The 21,757-nt window shown below is 41.3% G+C and carries 16 protein-coding genes; 6 read left to right on the top strand and 10 right to left on the bottom strand.

Translation table 11 applies throughout. From position 1 onward, the window contains the following. Nucleotides 1-650 precede the first annotated feature (650 nt). The gene (locus KS419_RS00310) at nt 651-1,532 is read right to left on the bottom strand and encodes a nucleotidyltransferase-like protein (protein ID WP_217064099.1); all 882 of its coding nucleotides are present in this window, start codon (nt 1,530-1,532) and stop codon (nt 651-653) included. Between the two features lie 157 nt (nt 1,533-1,689). Between KS419_RS00310 and KS419_RS00305 the strand changes: the two genes are divergently transcribed. Next, nucleotides 1,690-2,055 (top strand): YgzB family protein, encoded by a 366-nt coding sequence (locus KS419_RS00305; RefSeq protein ID WP_217064098.1) that lies wholly within the window; start codon nt 1,690-1,692, stop codon nt 2,053-2,055. A 101-nt stretch (nt 2,056-2,156) separates the two neighbouring features. Here KS419_RS00305 and perR read toward each other — a convergent pair whose 3' ends face one another. The 3 genes from perR to KS419_RS00290 form a co-directional block, all read right to left on the bottom strand. Continuing rightward, a complete protein-coding gene (gene perR / locus KS419_RS00300) occupies nt 2,157-2,594 on the bottom strand; it encodes a peroxide-responsive transcriptional repressor PerR (RefSeq protein ID WP_217064097.1) in 438 nt (145 codons plus the stop codon). 178 nt (nt 2,595-2,772) lie between these two features. Continuing rightward, nucleotides 2,773-3,072 (bottom strand): cyclic-di-AMP receptor, encoded by a 300-nt coding sequence (locus KS419_RS00295; protein ID WP_217064096.1) that lies wholly within the window; start codon nt 3,070-3,072, stop codon nt 2,773-2,775. Nucleotides 3,073-3,526: 454 nt separating this feature from the next. Further along, entirely contained in the window at nt 3,527-3,976 is a 450-nt protein-coding gene (locus KS419_RS00290) for a hypothetical protein (protein ID WP_217064095.1), read from the bottom strand. A 281-nt stretch (nt 3,977-4,257) separates the two neighbouring features. On the opposite strand from KS419_RS00290, the gene KS419_RS00285 reads away from it, so the two are divergent. Continuing rightward, entirely contained in the window at nt 4,258-5,055 is a 798-nt protein-coding gene (locus KS419_RS00285) for a hypothetical protein (RefSeq protein ID WP_217064094.1), read from the top strand. Between the two features lie 392 nt (nt 5,056-5,447). Beyond that, nucleotides 5,448-6,683 (top strand): endo-1,4-beta-xylanase, encoded by a 1,236-nt coding sequence (locus tag KS419_RS00280; protein WP_217064093.1) that lies wholly within the window; start codon nt 5,448-5,450, stop codon nt 6,681-6,683. 257 nt (nt 6,684-6,940) lie between these two features. Here the strand turns inward: KS419_RS00280 and KS419_RS00275 are convergent, their stop codons facing one another. The 6 genes from KS419_RS00275 to KS419_RS00250 form a co-directional block, all read right to left on the bottom strand. Then, the gene (locus KS419_RS00275) at nt 6,941-7,579 is read right to left on the bottom strand and encodes a hypothetical protein (RefSeq protein ID WP_217064092.1); all 639 of its coding nucleotides are present in this window, start codon (nt 7,577-7,579) and stop codon (nt 6,941-6,943) included. 2,079 nt (nt 7,580-9,658) lie between these two features. Beyond that, nucleotides 9,659-10,132, bottom strand: a complete 474-nt coding sequence (gene bcp / locus KS419_RS00270) for a thioredoxin-dependent thiol peroxidase (protein ID WP_217064091.1) — start codon at nt 10,130-10,132, stop codon at nt 9,659-9,661. A gap of 58 nt (nt 10,133-10,190) precedes the next feature. Then, the gene (locus KS419_RS00265) at nt 10,191-10,643 is read right to left on the bottom strand and encodes a potassium channel family protein (protein ID WP_217064090.1); all 453 of its coding nucleotides are present in this window, start codon (nt 10,641-10,643) and stop codon (nt 10,191-10,193) included. Nucleotides 10,644-10,893: 250 nt separating this feature from the next. Then, entirely contained in the window at nt 10,894-11,679 is a 786-nt protein-coding gene (locus KS419_RS00260; protein ID WP_217064089.1) for an ABC transporter permease, read from the bottom strand. A gap of 3 nt (nt 11,680-11,682) precedes the next feature. After that, a complete protein-coding gene (locus KS419_RS00255; RefSeq protein ID WP_281419748.1) occupies nt 11,683-12,468 on the bottom strand; it encodes an ABC transporter permease in 786 nt (261 codons plus the stop codon). 7 nt (nt 12,469-12,475) lie between these two features. Continuing rightward, nucleotides 12,476-13,486: an ABC transporter ATP-binding protein gene (locus tag KS419_RS00250; protein ID WP_217064087.1), complete on the bottom strand. Its 1,011-nt coding sequence runs from the start codon at nt 13,484-13,486 to the stop codon at nt 12,476-12,478. 207 nt (nt 13,487-13,693) lie between these two features. On the opposite strand from KS419_RS00250, the gene KS419_RS00245 reads away from it, so the two are divergent. The 3 genes from KS419_RS00245 to KS419_RS00235 all read left to right on the top strand — a co-directional run bounded on the left by KS419_RS00245 (nt 13,694) and on the right by KS419_RS00235 (nt 21,189). Continuing rightward, nucleotides 13,694-14,992 (top strand): glutamate-1-semialdehyde 2,1-aminomutase, encoded by a 1,299-nt coding sequence (locus KS419_RS00245; protein WP_217064086.1) that lies wholly within the window; start codon nt 13,694-13,696, stop codon nt 14,990-14,992. A 306-nt stretch (nt 14,993-15,298) separates the two neighbouring features. After that, nucleotides 15,299-19,789: a glutamate synthase-related protein gene (locus KS419_RS00240; RefSeq protein WP_217064100.1), complete on the top strand. Its 4,491-nt coding sequence runs from the start codon at nt 15,299-15,301 to the stop codon at nt 19,787-19,789. 320 nt (nt 19,790-20,109) lie between these two features. Then, nucleotides 20,110-21,189, top strand: a complete 1,080-nt coding sequence (locus tag KS419_RS00235; protein WP_217064085.1) for an aromatic acid exporter family protein — start codon at nt 20,110-20,112, stop codon at nt 21,187-21,189. Nucleotides 21,190-21,757 lie beyond the last annotated feature (568 nt).

Here is a 21,757-nt window from a genome sequence, read left to right as displayed (position 1 = left end):
GCACGCCGCCAGCGTTCGTCCTGAGCCAGGATCAAACTCTCCAATAAAGTGTTGAGTTTGACGACTAGCGTCAAGCCAAATTTTGGCTAATTTTTTACTTCTTAATTGACGGGATATTTCAATATCGCTTCATCATTATAATGAAGGAATTTATATCCCACTTCGCTTGGCTTTTTGTTTAGTTTTCAAAGGTCAAATTTTCTAGCTTGTCGTTTTGGCGACTTGAATATCATAACATCTTCTCAAGTTTCCGTCAACAACTTTTTTAACTGCGTTCGCCGTTTTGGTTTTTGGCGACAAGTAATAATATATCACTTACTCAAATCACAGTCAACATATTTTTCAAAAATAATTTCACCGGCTTTTTAGCGGCAAGAATTAATTTATCATTTCTCAATATAATTTGCAATCCCTATTTAGATTTCATACGCCTCAACATATACTCTATGTGGTTGATTGATTAAAACCTCCTAAATAGTATGACCAAAAAAACAAGAAAATTGGAGACAATAAAAAAACTGGGACAAAAATGTTTTAATCAAAGAGAAATCCGAACGCCATGATAGTTCATGCACTATACTTCCCTATGGATGTATAGTGTTCGGATTTTTGATTAAACACTTTCGGTCGTCCCAGCCACAATAATTTTATTATGGAAGTGGAGAATCCGTAACTTCGTATTGCCGATGGAAGATCTTCTTGCCTCTTGTTTCCACTTTTACAACATCCACATAGCCTTTTTGAACTAAATACTCCAACAGGATACTTATATCTAAAGAATAGTCATGCATCCCCAGTTTCTGTTTAATCTCTTCAATAGTCCAAGGTTCCTTCTTCGTTCGCAGTAAATCTAATAGATGGGCACTTCCCAACTTCGTTTTATTCATTAATCCAAATTCATTTGCTATTAATAGAAGTTCTAGTTTTTTTTCAATTGGTTCATTTCCCGTTACGAGTTCTGAGTAAAGCTTATAGATTTCCGGTTCTATTTGTTTCACTTGCTGCCACACAGTGACTTCCGGATAAAAGCCCCGCTCAATGATAGCTAGTCTCGCTAAATGGTGGAGTGCATGGACAATTTGATTATAAGAATCAAGAAAATGCCCCTCATGGTACAACACTTTACCATCGGTAAATCTTCGTATTAGTTTCGAAAATTCCACACCGGTTCGAATTTTTCTCTCTTCGTGCGGAAATTCGATCATCAATTGCCTGAAGTTCTTCGTAAATTCATTTCTATCAAAAACAATCTTCCCATTCATTAACCAATCCACAATTCGACGGTTCGAACTATTAATAAGCCAATCGTGAATTTGTTCTTTATTCACAAGATGCATGGCAACCTTATAGCCATTATAAGCATAATGCTTCATTTCCCAGGAAGGCATGTCCTCTGAAACAATAACTAGTAATACACAATCAAAATAGTCTGTATTTGCATCCATCTTAGATCTTTGTTCCATTGCTATAATACCTAATGTATGTTTATCGCTTGAGCGGTCTTGATATAATTGCCGTAAAAAATCGTCCATGGGATGACGCCTCCTATAAATCCTAATTAAAATTCTTCTTAAGATTATATTTTCGACGAACTTGCAAAAAAACCTTCCACGATCGCCCGTAATATTTTTCTTTCATAGTGATCGTTCCTCTATTATGCTATACTTTCATTTTAGGAGGTTGGTTTTCATGGGAATTAAATACTCAAATAAAATTAATAAGATTCGTACTTTTGCCCTCATGTTGATTTTTGCAGGAATCATCATTATGTATCTTGGTCTATTTTTTCAAACAAGTGCTATTTTGATGACGCTCTTTATGTTATTAGGGTTTTTAAGCATTATCGCCAGCACAGTAATTTATTTTTGGATTGGAATGCTTTCATCCAAAACGATTCAAGTTCTCTGTCCAGGTTGTGGGAAGTACACGAAGATGTTAGGCCGGGTGGATGCATGTATGCATTGTAGCGAGCCATTAACATTAGATAAATCACTTGAAGGTAAAGAGTTTGATGAAAAATATAATCACAAAAACGAAAACAAGCTAAAGGGATAAACCGCAAAGGAAGTCTCCCCTCTTTGGTCACAGGTAAAGATCGAACCAAAAGAAAATCGCAAAAAAAAGAAGCTGGATTTCTCTGAAGGAAATCCAGCTTTTTAATGTTGTTTTTGTTTATGGCATTCTGGGCAATTACCGTAAATTTCCATACGGTGGTCAGTTACTTTAAAATTAGTTACATGTTCTGCTAACGTTTCTACTTCATCTAATCCTGGATAATGAAAATCTACAATTTTCCCACAATCTTCGCAGATGACATGATAATGATCAGAAGTATTACTGTCGAATCTGCTGGAAGAGTCGCCATAAGTCAATTCCCTAACCAGACCGACTTCTTTAAAAACACGCAGGTTATTATAAACAGTGGCAACACTCATATTTGGGAATTTCCCCTCCAACGCCTTATATATTTCATCAGCAGTTGGGTGAGCCTTAGCACTAAATAAAAATTCTAAAATTGCGTGGCGTTGTGGTGTCATACGAACCTTTGTACTTTTTAAAGAATGTAACGCTTCTTGAAGTCGATGGTTCTCCATTTTAGCTTCACCTCTTCCAAGTAGACATTCTTACTTTATAATATTTACAATTAGTATAACTAATGATAATAAAATTTGTCAACGTAAACAACACAAGCTACGTATTAAGTATATATATATAACTTTACCCGCTTTTATTACAACAAGAACAATAATTTTAAATACTCGTTAAAACGAATTACTTTAACTGATTCAATAGAGGGAGACTGTCTTTTACATCAACGAGAAAAGAGGTATACCTGCTTTCACTACCCTTTAGTTTCCCTTTTTTCGTTTCAATCCCCGTACAAATAGCTTTCATTTCATTTTGTAGATCCTTCACGTCTTTATTTTCAATCCCTAATAAGAACGTTGTGTTTCCTTTTCTCAAGAATCCACCACTACTTGCCAATTCAGTCATGCGGTACCCCTTTGATTTGAGCCCCTGTTCCATTTCATCAGCATAACGATTGTGTACAACACATATCATTAATTTCATGTTTTCTCCCTCCAAATATGTCTGGGTAGCCCCATAACTTCATTTTCTAATAATTCTCTTGATCCCATTAAAATCCCTTCATACTATCATAAAAATTCTTATCTTATTACAACATTATATTCATAATTTATTCTAAATACATAAGTCATGTTCGTTTTTATGACGAATTTCAGAATTTTTTCGAAAAATCCTGTATTACTGTATAGTCGAGTTTTAAGATTACTCGTCAATTTTTTCAAAAATCAGCAAATGATTTGCCCGAAGGTACAAAAAACTTATGCTTTCTTACCTTTCAAAAAAATGCGAGGCGGAAACCGCCTCGCAAAGTTACAGAGAGCACCAGATCAATTTATAAAAGAGGGATCGTTATGTCACCGTTCTCTTCATTTATATGTTGTGCTTCATGTCAGGATTGGACAAATGACTTAGTTAATCCAAGATTGGGGAATCTGCCCTATCTTAATCCACTCAACAAAGTAGGAAAGTCAAAGTGAAAATAATCGGACATAATATAACCGTCTTGTTCTTTCCAATGTACTTGAACATTGACATACGAATAAATGGAATCCGTTTGATCACAAAATTCACATGGTTCCGAATAACTAATCTCCCCATTGAACTGTTGCACATTTAAATCTTGATAATAAAATCCGCCTCTCTCCGATTCAAGAAAGAACTCGATCGCCTCCAGATCCATATCGTCCTTTCTCGATTCCAGCCTGACGCCCAACGTAGGAACTTCTAAATGGGTGTCATCCACAAACAAGGTAGCAACCCAGTCCACGGAGATTGTTTCGATGGAGTTAACTGGTTCAAATCTATCTTTCTCATAATCATCATTCATAAAAAACATTACTCCGCCTATAATTGCAGCAATTAATATAAATGGGAATAGTTGCTTCACATTTGTCACTCCACCAGTATTTATTTTACCTATATCTTATCAGAGGTTACTAGATTTTTACTACCTATAATATATTCATTACTTGTCATTCATTCTATCAAGTTAGTAACATCTCTCATCCCGTTCCCCTCCGCAGCCAAATAAATCACTGATGTGAACCTGGAAGTTCCACTATATAAAAAGATTAATCTATCATAATAGGATATATATTCAAACCCCTTTCCGTGGTATATTCTCATTAGATAGAATCATTTTAAGATTATGGATTGGGGATAAATCATATGAGAGTAACAGCTCTTGTTCTCTTCACCGTTTTAGTTTTAGTCATTAATGGCTGTTCACCATCTTCTGAGGAGGAAGGTGGATATGATATTGAAGGACGTATCATGTATTTTTCCCCTCTGGACAACTCACAAATGGTATCTGTATTTGTGAAGGATAATTTATTTGGGACGACCCTCAAATCCTACATTTCCAACACCGAAGTTCCTACCAATTATGAAGTGGAGGCCTATAAGATTATTATCGATGAGAATACGGAGATTATTTCCAGTGATACTGGAGAACCCATCGATTTGACTTCCGATTTCTTGTATTACTCAGGATTGGGTCAACGAATATCCATTAAAGTGGACGGAGATTTTGAATCGAAGTCCTACTCGCGGAAAGAATATATAGGTTACTTCGACATCCTACTACCCATTTACAAGGCAGAAAAAATCGAAGTATCTCCATTAACTAGAAATGATTATGTTCATTTTTTCTCACCTGACAGTCCCAACCGTTATCAGCTTTCTATTATATTTGAACACGACACACAGGAAAATTGGGAGCTCTATTATAAGTTGGATGAGGAGATATCCGAACTTACTAGAAGAACTGATAACTTTGATTCGTATGTATTGATCGATTTTTGGCATCGTGTGATGGATTACGATTCCTACGCTTTAGATGTCTTTGAATTACAAGAATACCCTACGTTTTTATTACTCGGCCATCAAGGGACAATCATTCAAACCACCGAATGGGAAAAAGTCATTGAAAAAATTCAGGAAATCGTCAAAAATAAGGAGTTTTAGTGGGGCGGGGGAGATTTTTTCTACTCTTTGACTGTTATTTGAAACGATAGAATTGATGAATGGGAGATCACAGCCTTTAACATAAAGGCAGAAAGTTTGTTTTCCGGATAAAGAAAAGCGCAATCGCCTAAGATCACGAGCGTAGGGCAGTGCAGGAATGACATCTAGAAGTCCGCTCTTCGACTTCAGTTGTCACTTCCGAAGTGGCTTAGGGACTGTAAAAGTGGAAAAGCACCACTTTTTCAGTTCCCATGCGAGTAGGCGGTGGAGCTAGACAATGCCCGAAGGTGTCAAAAATAATACATTCTTAGTTTTGAACAAAGTCTGGTAAAATAGTAGTGAGAGAACCTGAAAGCGTTTTCTGAAATGGATGAGAAAATGGAGGTACTAAAATGGAACAGACAAATGAATTAGCACACCGTATGGGGTTGAAGACAATCAAATTGGTCGATGCAGCGGGGAATCCTGTTGCTGGAAAAGAAGTAGTTGTGAAACAAACAAATCACCAATTCTTGTTCGGCTGCGGTATTTTTGATGTCATCGACGTAGCAAACAAAAATGTTCCAGCTGATCGACTTGCTTTTCAAGAAGAAAAACTGAATCTGTTTCTAGACGTATTTAACCAGGCAACACTCCCTTTTTATTGGGCCCTGTTTGAGCCGGAAAAAGGGAAGCCAAGGACGAAAGAAGTAATGGCAGCTGCCCAGTGGTTAAAAGAAAGAAATATCTCTGTGAAAGGACATCCCCTTTGCTGGCATACATTGACTGCCCCATGGCTTCTTGAAATGAGCAATGACGAAATCTTGAAAGCGCAGTTTGAAAGAATTGAACGGGATGTAACAGATTTTAAAGGGTTAATCGATACATGGGATGTAATCAACGAAGTGGTGATCATGCCGATCTTTGATAAATATGATAATGGGATTACACGAATTTCTCAGGACCTTGGCCGTGTAGGAATCATCAAGGAAATGTTTTCAAAGACAAGGGAATTCAATCCTAATGCAACACTATTATTAAATGACTTCAATACCTCGATCAATTACGAAATCTTAATTGACGGATGTTTAAATGCCGGTATATCTATAGATGCGATTGGGATCCAGTCGCACCAACATCAGGGATATTGGGGACAGGAAAAACTAGAAGAGGTGTTAGACCGTTTCTCTCACTTCGGTCTCCCTATTCACTTTACCGAGAACACGTTAACTTCAGGGCACTTGATGCCGGCGGAGATTGTGGATTTGAACGATTATCAAATTCCAGAATGGCCATCCACACCTGAATTTGAAGAACGACAAGCAAAAGAAGTGGAAGAAATGTACTCCATTTTGTTTAAACATCCTCTAGTAGAGGCGATTACCACGTGGTCCTTCAGTGATGATGGTGCATGGCTTGGTGCCCCTGCCGGATTCGTCAGACGGGATAATAGTCCAAAACCCGCTTATGACGTTCTAAAGAAACTCATTAAAGGGGACTGGTCTACGGAAGTGACAGCTACGACCGACGGGGACGGAAGACTTTCCGTGGAAGGATTCCTTGGGGAGTATGACCTCATTTGTGGCGATAAAAAAGTTAATTTCCGTATCGATAAAGATGGGGATACGACGGCTCAACTGGAAGTCTAAACATAAATTAGTTTGGAATCATAGCATATCTTCAGACAATTAAGGTAGCAAAAGACCCTTTGTCTGAGTGAAAATTCATCCCTTCTCTATAGAGGGACGACGCCCTGCATGGGCTTTCTTTTCACATAAATCTGTAATAAGAGTGGCGCATTTCATATATTTTATGAATCGCGCCATTTTTGCTGGTTGGACGACCGGGGCTTTCTCGACAGTTGAAGGAGCATAAGAAAAATCTAAGTCTATCCATAAATCCGTTATCATTCAAATGCTAGTGCTCCATTTTTATTTTGAAAAATAGAGTTTTTTCCATTAACAATATGATTGTAATCGATCTCCAAATAGTAGACTGCTTTACTTAAGCTATCATAGAAGAAAGGTACGAACTCTAAATCTTTGAAAACAAAAACTTCAATGCATTCAAGGTTATTGCGATACGCTTCCAATATTCGATGGTTTCCATTGATACAATAAGGTCTATTGTGAGTTAAATACTCACTTTGAAGTACCATTACAGGATTTTTATGATTCGTTTTTATCCCATTTAGATCTTTGTTGATGTTGCCTTGATCAACCGAGTGAATGATAGTTGTTGGAGAAAACGTTACTGGTGTTATTCCTTTTTCTTTAATTAGTGAGGTAGCACCATCAATGTCCAAAGCATATTCGAAAACTCCAGTTGGGAACTCTGCATATAAGGAAAACGTCTCTTGACCAATTGGGTGAACCACTGGATACGTTTCCCCACGAAGGGATTGATTTAAAATTTCAGCCCATTTCGTGGCCAGTTCCGCCCCATCACTGGACTTTTCTTTCATTTCTTGTATACGCGAATGAAAATGATTGAAGGGTTTAAAACGTCGATATTCCTTTTCATATATTTCAATTTTGCTTTCCAAATGTAATCCCCCCGGTGGCCTATCGTTTAGTAGCTTAGTAATATTTTTTTCACAAATCAATCATTTTGTGTCATTGTGCCCGAACGGATACGTCGGGCTGGTATTCGGTAACAAGTTGCTCGTACTTGTGCCCGAACAGGAGCGACGGGCTGGTATTCGGTAACAAGTTGCTCGAACTTGTTACCGAACGGATACGTCAGTCGGAGTTTCGGGAAGAAGTGTCTCGTACTTGTTACCGAACGAATACGTCGGGTCGGTATTCGGGATGAAGTTGCTCGTACTTGTGACCGAACGGATGCGTCGGGTTGGTAATCGGGAAGAAATGTCTCGTACTTGTTACCGAACGGGAGTGACGGGCTGGTATTCGGGATGAAGTTGCTTGTACTTGTGACCGAACGGATACGTCGAGCTGGTACTCGGGAAGAAGTTTCCCAAACTTGTGACCGAACGGGAGTGACGGGCTGGTATTCGGTAACAAGTTGCTCGTACTTGTGACCGAACGGATACGTCGAGCTGGTAATCGGGAAGAAGTTGCTCCAACTTGTGACCGAACGAATACGTCGGGCTGGTATTCGGGAAGAAGTTTCCCGTACTTGTTACCGAACGGATACGTCGGGCTAGTATTCGGGATGAAGTTTCCCAAACTTGTGACCGAACGGATACGTCGGGCTGGTATTCGGGAAGAAGTTGCTCGTACTTGTGCCCGAACAGATACGTCGGGCTGGTATTCGGTAACAAGTTGCTCGTACTTGTGCCCGAACAGATACGTCGGGCTGGTATTCGGGATGAAGTTTCTCCAACTTGTGACCGAACAGATACGTCGGGCTGGTACTCGGGAAGAAGTTTCCCAAACTTGTGACCGAACGGAAGCGACGGGCTGGTATTCGGGATGAAGTTTCTCCAACTTGTGACCGAACGGAAGCGACGGGCTGGTATTCGGGATGAAGTTTCTCCAACTTGTGACCGAACGGGAGTGACAGGCTGGTATTCGGGATGAAGTTGCTCGTACTTGTGCCCGAACGGATACGTCGGGCTGGTATTCGGGAACAAGTTGCTCATACTTGTGACCGAACGGGAGTGACGGGCTGGTATTCGGTAACAAGTTGCTCGTACTTGTGCCCGAACGGATACGTCGAGTCGGTATTCGGTAACAAGTTGCTCGTACTTGTGACCGAACGGGAGTGACGGGCTGGTATTCGGTAACAAGTTGCTCGTACTTGTTACCGAACGGATACGTCGGGCTGGTATTCGGGATGAAGTTTCCCAAACTTGTGACCGAACGGATACGTCGGGCTGGTATTCGGGATGAAGTTTCCCAAACTTGTGCCCGAACGGATACGTCGTGCTGGTATTCGGGAACAAGTTGCTCGTACTTGTGACCGAACAGGAGCGACGGGCTGGTATTCGGGATGAAGTTGCTCGTACTTGTGACCGAACGGATACGTCAGTCGGAGTTTCGGGAAGAAGTGTCTCGTACTTGTGACCGAACGGATACGTCGAGCTGGTAATCGGGAAGAAGTTGCTCGTACTTGTGACCGAGCGGATACGTCGGGCTGGTATTCGGGAAGAAGTTTCCCGTACTTGTTACCGAACGGATGCGACGGGCTAGTATTCGGGATGAAGTTTCCCAAACTTGTGACCGAACGGATACGTCGGGCTGGTATTCGGGATGAAGTTTCCCAAACTTGTGACCGAACGGATACGTCGGGCTGGTATTCGGTAACAAGTTGCTCATACTTGTGCCCGAACAGATGCGTCGGGCTAGTATTCGGGATGAAGTTTCCCAAACTTGTGACCGAACGGAAGCGACGGGCTGGTATTCGGTAACAAGTTGCTCGTACTTGTTACCGAACGGGAGCGACGGGCTGGTATTCGGTAACAAGTTGCTCGTACTTGTGACCGAACGGATACGTCAGTCGGAGTTTCGGGATGAAGTTTCCCGCACTTGTTACCAACCACTGCAGTTTCCTCTCCTTCGGGTACTATATCAGCCCGTCCGTCCCCCGAACCGCTCCAGGATCACAAAAAACTCCGGTCATTTATAGTTGACCAGAGTTTTTAACAAATAGCAGTTCAAGTTTATGCCTTCCCCTGTTCCCTTAAGAATTCCAATGCCTCTTCCACATGACCTTTTACTTTCACTTTTCGCCATTCTTTAATGACCTTTCCATCTGGATCAATCACAAATGTGGAGCGCTCGATTCCCATGTATTCTTTTCCAAAATTCTTTTTCAGTTTCCAAACCCCGAATGCTTCCGCCAACTGATGATCTTCATCTGCTAATAGTTCGAACGGAAGCCCGTGCTTATCAATGAATTTCTCGTGCCGGTCTACTGGATCAGGACTAACCCCTAGAATTACCGCATTTAAATCATTAAAGTTCTCGTGTTGATCCCGGAAATCACAAGCTTCCGTAGTACATCCTGGTGTCATATCTTTCGGGTAAAAATATAGGACAATAAACTTCCCTTTATAATCTGACAGACTTACATTTTTCCCGCCATTCGCAGGTAATGTCATTTCAGGTACTTTAGCTCCAACTTCTACTGTCATCGTTTCGTATCCTCCTTTATTTTCTAGTTACTACTAGAATAACCAAAATGCTAGAAAGCTACAAACGATCTGTTCTTCTCTCTTTGATTCGTTCTTTTTTTTCTGTATAAATCACGGTCGTTACGACAAATGCAACGGGGAGCAAATAACCAATCAGTGCCTGTACCATCGCCACCCAGCGACCGATGCCCTGGGGAATGATATCGCCATATCCAACGGTGAGCATCGTTACCGCACTGAAATACATGACATCTTCGATCAGATGACCTAATGACTCAAAGACAAGCAAGGTATCCCCTTCCAATAAAACGGAATATCCCAATAGTTCTAACCCCATATAAATGACTCCAAATCCACTCATTACGGTTGCATACACGATTATTAATATAAGGAAGTTTCTGGTGGATATTCGCCTTCCTTCCGGGGGCTGATTTCGTAATAATAGAACGATACTGAAAATGATCCCAGCACTGGCCGCAACAATGGCACCTAAAACAAGGAGGTCACTCATTCCTATATCACCTCCGTTTAATCTATGATTAAACGAGAGGAAATAGGACAAGTGGAGTTGATTTTTTGTGGGGAATTTGGTTTTGGAGGGGATTTCGGAAGAACAGATTTCAGATGGGTGGGGAGGGGAGGCGAGTGAAGAAGGGGGGGACCCCCCCTCCGGAACTTGGAGTTCACCACCAATTCAGGTGCAATTCGACAAGTGCCTGTCACCTCCCGATTTCGACAAGTGACAGGCACCACCTACCTCCCTAGTTCCCGGCTCCGCGATACTTTTTCACTCCTGCATTCCACATGAAATAAGCGATCGTCAGAAACACCACTCCCATCACTGGGGTCAAAAATGCATATCCGTACCATTCTGTGCGCCCTAAGAAAAAGGCCGCAGGATACACACCAACAAAAGCAAACGGTAAAATCCAAGTCAAAACAAATCGGATCACTTGATTATAAATATCAACAGGATAACGGCCATAGTTACCGATGTTATACATCATCGGCATAATATCCGTTTTGCTGTCTGACCAAAAACTAATCGCTGCAAGGCATATAAAGATTCCCGCATAGATGAATGCTCCTCCAATGACCATCAACAAAAACACAAACGGATCGTACCAATGGAGGGTCAGACCTAGCTGGGAGCCTGCGTAAAACATAATGACTAACCCTGTGACAACTCCGAACATGGATTCTAACTCCATCCGCTCAATGATGATTTGAAATAAACTGTGAATCGGACGGGTTAAGATTCGATCCATCTCTCCCTTAACGATATACCTTTCATTGAAGTCCCAGATATTAAAGAAAGAAGAGAAGATGGCGTAAGGTACTAGGAAAAAACCATAGATAAATATAATTTCCTCACGGTTCCAGCCATTTAGTAACGTGGTATGGCCAAAGACCACGAGTATAAAGATTAAATTGACCGCCTGGAATAGAAGATCAGAGATTAATTCCACCACTAAATCTTCCCGATAGCTCATCCTTGTTTTCAAATACTGTGCTGCATATTGAAAAAAGATAGAAAAATAGTACATACTCTAACCCCCTTGCACAATTAGTTGACGTTTTGCCAACATCCATAGGGCTTGGATAGGAATAATCAATAAGACCGACCAGAAGATCTGAATTCCGATGGCGGAATAAATCTCGCTCCCCACAAACCCACCAGTAAAGATCATGGAAGGAATATAACTGATGGCTTGAAATGGTAAATACCCCATCACATCCTGTGCCCATAGGGGATAAAAGGAAATCGGTAATAACAAACCGGAAAACAAGTCAATGACGACCCGTTTCGCTCGGATTAAGCCTGTGTTATACATTAAAAAGAAGGTTAAGATACCGGTGATTAAATTCAGTTGTGTATTAACGATAAAGCTAAAAATAATGGATAAAAAGAACAGTGCCCAAACACTCCACTGGTTGGAAAAATCAATCGGGAATGCCAGCCAGATAATGATCATTCCCGGGACAGAAAAGAATAACAGGCGAAACAATCCTTCCCCTAGCCCCTGCATCGTTTTGACACCAAGATAGTGATATGGACGAATCATCTCAACGGCCACTTTCCCATCTTGTATTTCCTGGGAAATCTCCCTATCGATATTATTGAAGTAAAAAGCCCGCGCCATCCAGGCGATCGCCACGTACGTGGTCATCTGCGAAACACTCATCCCTTGAATCGATTCTTGGGTGCCATAAATCGCCTGCCACAAAAAATAGTAGGCCCCAATATTAATAGAATAAATGAGAATCCCACTGTAGTAATTCGTTCGGTAAGCAAGCATCATCAGAAAACGGATCCGGATCATTTCCACATACATCGAAAAATTACCCATGCTTAATACCTTCTTCATATATATTTCTAATTATTTCTTCTGTAGAAACTTTGTTCAGTTTCACATCGCTGATGGCATGATGTAACATGACGACACTCATTAACTTCGAGACTGTATCATCTTCCCCATCTATCGTAGCAACCCACTGATTTACCCTTTCCCCTTGACGCCAAATCACTGGATACTCTCTGCTGATCTCTTCAAGTGCTGGTTTATCAACGGGATGCTGAAATTCAAAATGGACTTGTTTGCCTTCTACCCAGTTTTTCTGAAGTTCATCTAAACGGCCATCATAAATGATTTTTCCTTCATCTAACAGGACAACCCGATCACACAGTGCTTCAATATCTGCCAGATCATGGGTCGTTAACAAAATCGTTGTCTTATATTTCCGGTTAATCTCCTTTAAAAATCCGCGAATCTTCATTTTTACCAACACATCTAGGCCAATCGTCGGTTCATCCAAAAACAGGAGTGGTGGATTATGAATGAGCGCAGCTGCCAATTCACAGCGCATCCTTTGACCTAAAGACAGCTTTCGCACTGGTTTGTCTAATAATGGTTCAATCTCCAGCGTCCTGATAACCTCTTTCATATGTGTTTCATACTCTTCGTCAGAAACTTTATATACTTTTTTTAATAATCGGAATGATTCTTGAACAGCAATATCCCACCATAGTTGGGATCTTTGACCAAAAACTACCCCAATGGTCCGAACAAATTTCTCCCTTTCCTTATGGGGGTTCATCCCGTTTACGGTGACGTTTCCAGCAGTTGGTGTGAGGATTCCCGTCAACATCTTAATCGTTGTTGATTTCCCTGCTCCGTTTTCACCAATATATCCCACCATCTCTCCTTGTTTCACATGAAGAGAAATATCATCCACTGCCCGCAGTGTTTTATAATTACGAGTAAATAAGTCACGGAAAGCGCCCTTTAATCCAGAACGGCTCGAATACGACTTAAATTCTTTCCGCAAACCTTCCACTTCAATCACATTCATGGTTTTTCCCCCTCTCACAACTCTACTAGTTTACCCTAAAGAAAATAGACTCTTCAAGATTTAAACTTAAACTAACCTGTATTAGCGTGGTTACCTCAAGAAAGAGGGGCACTCTCAAGCTAGACAGATTTACTTCCCATCAGAAAAAAACACGTTCCTAATATGGTACAATAAGCATGAATCTCGAGCGTGAAGGAGGAAGAATGAATGGAGTTCACAAAATCCGAAGAACTATATAAAGAAGCGGAGAAATTAATTGTTGGAGGGGTGAACAGTCCTTCCAGATCCTATAAAGCCGTTGGTGGCGGGTCTCCTGTTTTTATGAAAAAGGGAAAAGGGGCTTATTTCTGGGATGAGGACGGAAATAAATACATAGATTATCTCGCTGCTTACGGGCCGATTATTACAGGACATGCCCACCCCCATATAACGAAAGCCATCCAAGATGCGGCAGAGGACGGGGTCCTCTTCGGAACACCCACCGTTTATGAAAGTCAATTTGCAGCGATGCTTCAAGAAGCGATCCCTTCCATGGAAAAAATAAGGTTCACCAACTCCGGTACAGAAGCGGTCATGACGACTATCCGAGTGGCCAGAGCATATACAGGCAGGGACAAAATCATTAAGTTTGCCGGGTGTTATCACGGACATTCCGATTTAGTATTAGTTGCAGCGGGATCCGGTCCATCCACATTAGGAACTCCTGATTCTGCCGGTGTACCAAAAAGTATTGCGAGCCAAGTCATCACCGTTCCGTTTAATGATCCTGAAAGTCTACAAGAAGCAATCGATCATTGGGGAGATGAAGTGGCTGCAGTATTAGTGGAACCAATTGTTGGAAATTTCGGCATTGTGGAACCGGAAACCGGATTTTTAGAAAAAGTGAATGAACTGGCACATGGAGCGGGAGCACTTGTTATATATGATGAAGTGATTACGGCCTTTCGTTTCATGTACGGAGGAGCTCAAAATTTAGTCGGTGTGGAACCTGATATTACGGCCTTAGGTAAAATTATCGGTGGTGGGCTTCCAATTGGCGCCTATGGTGGCAAAGCAGAAATTATGGAACAGGTCGCACCACTCGGGCCTGCGTATCAGGCAGGTACGATGGCTGGAAATCCTGCGTCCATTCGCTCCGGTATTGCTTGTTTGGAAGTTCTTCAAGGAGAAGGCATATACGAAAGACTGGATCAATTAGGTGCCATGCTGGAAGCGGGAATTTTGAGTAGTGCCAAAAGACATCGTATCCCCATTTCCATCAACCGTCTCAAAGGGGCATTAACCATTTACTTTGATGTGGATCAGGTTAGGAATTACGAGGATGCAGAGAAGAGTAATAGTAAGATGTTTGCTTACTTTTTTAAACAAATGCTCGCTCAAGGAATAAACTTAGCACCATCTAAATATGAAGCTTGGTTTTTAACGACAGAGCACACAGAACAAGACATCTCCGACACTCTCGGATCAGTGGATCACGTTTTCTCCAATTGGACATATTCAGAATGATGAATAAAAATACAGGGGCATTTTCAACAATTCGCCTCTGTTTTTTTAACCCTACAGATGAAAACGCTTACAACAACACGACTTCCATATCTCTCCACTTGACGAGAAAAGCATGTCCAACGTCATTCCAAAATTAGTTATTGTATAAATTATTGATTTTTTATACAAAAAGTGATATTGTTAAATGTAATTCTGATAATTCTGTGTTCACGGGGGACTCTTGCTTAAAGTTGTAAGATTATCTCCCTAAACTAACAGAGGTTCGATTCTAAATAGGAGGTGACGGTCAAGTTTTTGACCAAACGAATGAAAAACCAAAACAAATTGACCGAAAAGTTTCGTGGTGCTTTAAAACAAGAACATGACAGTTGTGGAATCGTTTCTTTCATTGAAAAAGAGAACAAGCCAACGAAGGAAAACATTGACAATACGATTCAAGCTCTTGTAAAAATGAACCACCGTGCTGGATTTATTAATGATGAAGGCGATGGTGTAGGAATTCACATTGATATTCCAAAAGTATTATGGAAAAAGAAACTTGAAGAAGCGGACACCTCCTCTGATTTCGTGGATAATGACACATTTACCGTAGGACATTTTTTCATTGATAACAGAGAAGATGTGGAAGCTGTCAAGGAAGAGATGCGTGCAAAGATTTTAAATAAGGGATTGAAGTTTGTATTTGAAAGTACACAGCAAACTAACCGAGAAGCACTAGGGCCAATTGGTAAAAAACATGAACCAGTTTTTTGGCAGGTGGCGTTAGTTGGAGAAAATGAGAATCAACTGAATTCACTCGATTCTCTCCTCTTTGAACTTATGGTTGAACTTGAACTGAATTCTGGAGTTCATGTGGCTTCTCTCAGTCACGAACATGCAGTCTACAAGGTCATGGGAGCTGGAGATATCTTACCTAGATATTATTCTGATTTAGCTGATCCCCTTGTGGCATCTACAGCAACTTTAGGACATAACCGTTATTCAACAAATACACTATCTAACTTTTTCCGGGTACAGCCATTTAGCGTCATCGGGCACAATGGAGAAATTAATACCATTGCAAAGCTTCGGGATGAGGCGAACATGCTCGGTGTTCCTCTCGTTGACGGAGGAAGTGACTCGCAAGACTTAAACCGTGTCCTGGACACATTTATTTCAAGACATGGATATTCTTTATTTGAAGCCATGGAAATGCTATTCCCACCAATCATTAATGAAATCAAGCATTTTCCAACTCACTTAAAGGATTTATACACGTATATTCGGGAAGCATGGGGTCACTTTGCCCAAGGACCTGCAGGTATCATCTCCCGTTTCGGGAATGAAGCGGTATTTAGTGTGGATGCACTAGGACTACGTCCAGTTTGGATGTTAGAAACGGAAACAAGCTTTATCTTTTCATCAGAACAAGGGTTATTTACGTCAGATAATTATTTGTCAGAACCAAAACCCCTTGCCCCTGGTGAAAAAGTAGGTCTGTTCCGGAACGAAGAAACAGGTGTCATCGAAGTTTATTGGCATGACGAATTACAAGAAGAAGTATATTCAAGAATGTCCGATCGCCTGCCGATTAAAGATGCAGGAACTAGATTATCCGCTAAATTAACAACGGAAGCAGATACGATTAAATTTCAACAAACGGTAACACCTTCTGTGTATTCCGCAAACGGATGGGATCGGGAGCACATTCAATTAATTGAACAAATGGCCGAAAAAGGTGCTGAACCGATTCGATCATTAGGACATGATGCGCCACTTGCTGCCTTACATCCAGGAAGAAAAAATGTCGCTGATTTCATTAAAGAAAGTGTTGCTGTTGTTACAAATCCGGCGATTGACCGCGACCGTGAAATGGAGCATTTCTCCACGAGGGTCGTTCTTGGAAAACGTCCAGCCTTATTTGGAAAAGAGGAATTGAAAACAGTCGTTGAACTGAATTCCCCGTTAATTGCCGAAGGAGCAGCTGGTAAAGAATTAGAAGAAAGCCAAGGGCAGCCATCCTTTGAACGACTACTAGCTACATTTAACGAAACGAATGAGACTCAAATCCTTTCTATGGTTCGCAAGGAAGAAGAAGCTGTGGAAGATACGTTAAAACGTCTCACCGATGAAGCGGACAAAGCGATTGATAATGGTAAATCATTCTTAGTTTTCGATGATCAGCAAAGTCATCAGGACGGGAATTATTGGATCGATCCACACCTTGCCATCTCTGCCGTAGATCAAGGCTTAACGAAATTAGAAAAACGTCGGAATTGCTCCTTCGTTTTACGCTCAGGAAGCATCCGTACGTTACATGATATTGCTGTTGTGTTTGGATTAGGTGCCGATTTAGTTCATCCGTACATCATGTTTGCAACGGTCGTGGACGAGGATGCAGAACCTGCATCGAAGCTCTTCAGTGCGTTAAATAAAGGATTAGAAAAAGTGATTTCCACGATTGGAATTCACGAACTTCGCGGATACGGACGTCTCTTCTCCTCTATGGGATTAAATGAGGAAATTGCTGACTATTTAAATATTGTTAACTTCTTAGGCGGTAAAGATCTCGCTTATAACTTTGAACATATGAAACTAGACAGTATCGAGAGAATGAAAGAATTCACGAACGAAAAAGCACGACCTGGGAAGACATTCCATCTTTTCCCTCGTCTTTGGAAAGCATTAGGTGACTTAGCATCCGGTCGCGGTGACTATGCGGCTTACCGTGAAAAACTGGATGAACAAGAATCAAAAAACCCAATTAATATCCGTCACTTAACGGGGCTTAAAAAGGTTAATTCATCAGTGAAAGCTGAAAAAGTAAATCTTGGAGTTAAAAATCATAGTCTTCCATTTATGATCAGCTCCATGTCTTTCGGTTCACAGAATGAAGTGGCTTTCCGTGCCTATGCCGAAGCGGCCGATCGTTTAAATATGATCAGCTTCAACGGTGAAGGTGGAGAGATCAAGGATATGCTCGGTAAATATCCAAATACACGGGGACAGCAAATTGCATCTGGACGTTTCGGTGTTAACGTGGAACTCTTAAACTCCTCTAACCTCCTTGAAATTAAAATTGGCCAAGGGGCAAAACCAGGAGAAGGGGGACACTTACCAGGTTCGAAAGTTACCGATAAGGTCGCAGCGGCACGTAATGCAACGACTGGTTCGGATTTAATTTCACCATCCAATAACCATGACATTTATTCGATTGAAGATCTGGCACAAATGATTACGGAGATTAAAACAGCGAACGATCAAGCAAAAGTAGCTGTTAAGGTTCCAATCGTGCCTAATATCGGTACAATCGCTGTGGGAATTGCAAAAGCAGGTGCTGACTTTATTACGTTAAGTGGTTTTGACGGAGGTACTGGAGCGGCACGAGTTCACGCCCTTCAACATGTTGGTTTACCAGCAGAAATCGGTGTCAAAGCGGCTCACTTTGCCCTCTTAGAAGCAGGATTACGTCATAAAGTGGAAATCTGGGCTGACGGTGGTGTAAAGAGTGCGTTAGATTCCTTAAAACTTATGTTACTTGGTGCAAACCGTATCGGATTTGGAACACTCTCCATGATTGCTGTAGGGTGTACGGCTTGTCGCGGTTGTCACTTAGATACATGTCACGTTGGAATCGCTACTCAGATTGAAACAGAAGCACAAGCGAAGGATCACGGTTTACGCCGTTTTGTTCCTCGCCAATACGATTTAGCCGTCGAAGGACTCACGAACCTATTCACTGCTTTCGGGAAGGAACTTCAAGAATTAACTGCTGCATTAGGTTTTGAAAATACTCAAGACTTAGTAGGTAGAACAGACCTTTTAGAGCAAGTTCAAGGGTTCGATCAAATGAATTTAGAAGAGTTATTATCCACATTACCAGAGCAGGATGTTGCCACGATTGAACCAGTTCAAGAAGTGGAAGAGGCTCCTCAATTAGCATTGGCAGTTGGTGCGGAATATTTAGATGGAAATGTGGAAGAATTAACTTCTTCAAGGGAATATGAAGCAGTAACAGCAAAGCAGCGTGTGCTTGGTAGCCGAGTTGCTTGCCATAGAGTACGTGGTAAATTAGATGGATCTTATCGTCAATTACCTGAAATCAACCTTAACTTTACGAAAGGTTCGATCTTAGGTAACGGACTTGGGGCATATAACAGTGACGGAGTGAATATCCGAATTACTGGTGGTGCACAAGATGGTGTTGGAAAAACATCGTTTGGTGGAACCTTCAAGATTTTTAAATCAAAAGGGTTTACTGGCGAGTTCTTCAACGGTTCCGTTGGTAAAGGAGCAGGATATGGTGCTCAAAAAGGATTGTTCATTATTCAAGGAAACGCCGATGCCAGAGCAGGAATCCGTCTCTCCGGTGCTGACATGATCTTTGGAGGACGCCTTAAAAAACCATTGACTCCAGGTAGAAGACACAATATTGGTATCCACTCCAATATTAAAGGTTTTGCCTTTGAGTACATGACAAATGGCCGCGGACTTGTTCTTGGAGATCCTGGTCCATGGATTTGTGCAGGTATGACTGGTGGTGCCGTTTATTTACGACACGATCCGGAAATGGGATTAGATGAAACAGCATTGAAGTCCCGTATTGCCAAAGGAGCAGTTGTAAACATCGAATCCTTGACGGAAAAAGGGATGGAAGATGTTACAGAAATGCTTACACTCTATCACAAGGAATTAGTCGCACAAGGACAATCAGAAGAGGCTCAAGTCATTGAAACTTTACTGAAAGATCCTAAGAGTAATTTCCTTCAGGTCATTCCTGTGAAAGAACAGGCAGACCCGGCAGTATCCACAGAATAATCATTAGCACCCCCCCAGCCTCTATTTGCAGGCTGGGGGGTTTGTTTATTATTTGCTGATTTATGGAATACCAACAATAAGTGAAAGGAGATAAGATAACGAACATTCTTCTCCTTTATTTTTGACGTATTCTCCAAAATGATTGAAGACAATTTGTGAACAATGGAAATTTGGGCTTGATTGTTTTTGAAAAGCAGTGTATAGTACGTCACGATATGATTTAATGGACATCCTGAATGAACTTGTCATTAAAACATGGAGCTCGTCATATGAATAACTTGTTTACTAAGACTTGAACATAGAAAGGGTTTTGAAATCAGATGAGGCTTGGAGCCCGCATTTTTAAAACTGGTTTGGCTGTCACTTTAGCACTATATTCCGCGTTATGGTTAGGATTTGAATCACAAGGCTTTGCGGCATTAGCTGCATTTTTATCTGTTCAGCCTTCCGTCCGCAAAAGTGTCCAATTGATTTGGGATCAAATTCAGGCAAATTTGCTAAGTGCTGCACTAGCAGTCACGTTCGTCCTTGCCTTTGGACATGAACCGTTTGTCGTAGGCGTTGTGGTCATGCTTGTCATCGCCATTCATTTAAAATTAAAGAAAGAGGCAATCATACCGTTAGCGGTGGTCACGGCAATCGTTATCATGGGAAGTCCCACAGATGACTTTATCCCGTTTGCCACCAACCGATTTTTCTTAATATTTATTGGGGTCATTTCCGCTTTTATCGTTAACTTGATCTTTTTACCCCCGAAGCACGAAAACTTGCTGTATCATAAATTAGTCAATACAAACGATCAAATTCTTCAATGGATTCGGTTAATAACACGTCATGAAGCCGATTATAAAGCATTAAAAAAAGATGTCCCGAAACTCCAGGAACTCATGAGTAAATTAGAGGGCATGTTTGTGTTATATAGGGAAGAACGGCATTATTTACGAAAAAACGAGTATGCCCGGATGCGTAAAGTAGTATTATTCCGGCAGATGGTAAATAGTACTGGCAAGTCCCATCGCATCTTGAAGGCCCTAAGCAAATACGAAAATGAATTGCAGCACTTACCGGAATCCATGCAGGACATTATCCGTGACCACCTAGATTATTTAACCAATTACCATGAGCGGATCCTCCTGAAATATACGGGGAAAGTGAAAGCTCATACGACAGAGGAACTATATGAGGAAGTTGGTCTTGGAAAAAGACAGCTGACGGAACTATATCTCACATTTTACGATGACAGCAATGTGGATCGGAATGAATGGATTCACTTTTTCCCAGTCATTGCCATGATCATTGAGTACAGTGAGGAATTAGAACGCCTCGATCGGCTAGTGGATGGCTTTTTCACCTTCCATCGTTCAGAAAACAAAGTGAAAATACGGGAAAAAGAAGTTTAATGTTGTTGTATTGTAGCTACTAAAAATTCGGATGATGGTGGAGCTTGGAATGTAGGGTATAGGGAATAATAGAGGTCGATGAAGAGGCATGCTTACTGAACCATTTTGGTTTGTGGGCATGCCTTGTTCTATTTCTTTGTCGCGACGGACTAGCCTTAGCCCGCCGTTCGGACAATTCAGCGGCCGTTTCTGTTTCATTTGTCCGAACTGGCCCTCTGTTCGGACAATTCAGCGGCCGTTCCTCTTTCATTTGTCCGAACTAGCACTCCGTTCGGACAATTCACCGGCCGTTCCTCTTTCATTTGTCCGAACTAACCTTCTGTTTGGACAATTCAGCGGCCGTTCCTCTTTCATTTGTCCGAACTAACCTTCTGTTTGGACAATTCAGCTCGCCTTCCTCTTTCATTTGTCCGAACTAACCTTCCGTTCGGACAATTCAGCAGCAGATCCTCTTTCATTTGTCCGAACTGGCCCTCCGTTCGGACAATTCACCGGCCGTTCCTCTTTCATTTGTCCGAACTAACCTTCCGTTCGGACAATTCACCGGCCGTTCCTCTTTCATTTGTCC

The sequence above is a fragment of the Evansella tamaricis genome (assembly GCF_019042215.1).
Lineage (GTDB): Bacteria > Bacillota > Bacilli > Bacillales > Salisediminibacteriaceae > Evansella > Evansella tamaricis.
The sequence above is the reverse complement of the archived record's forward strand: the minus strand, read 5'-3'. Positions and strand labels throughout refer to the sequence as shown.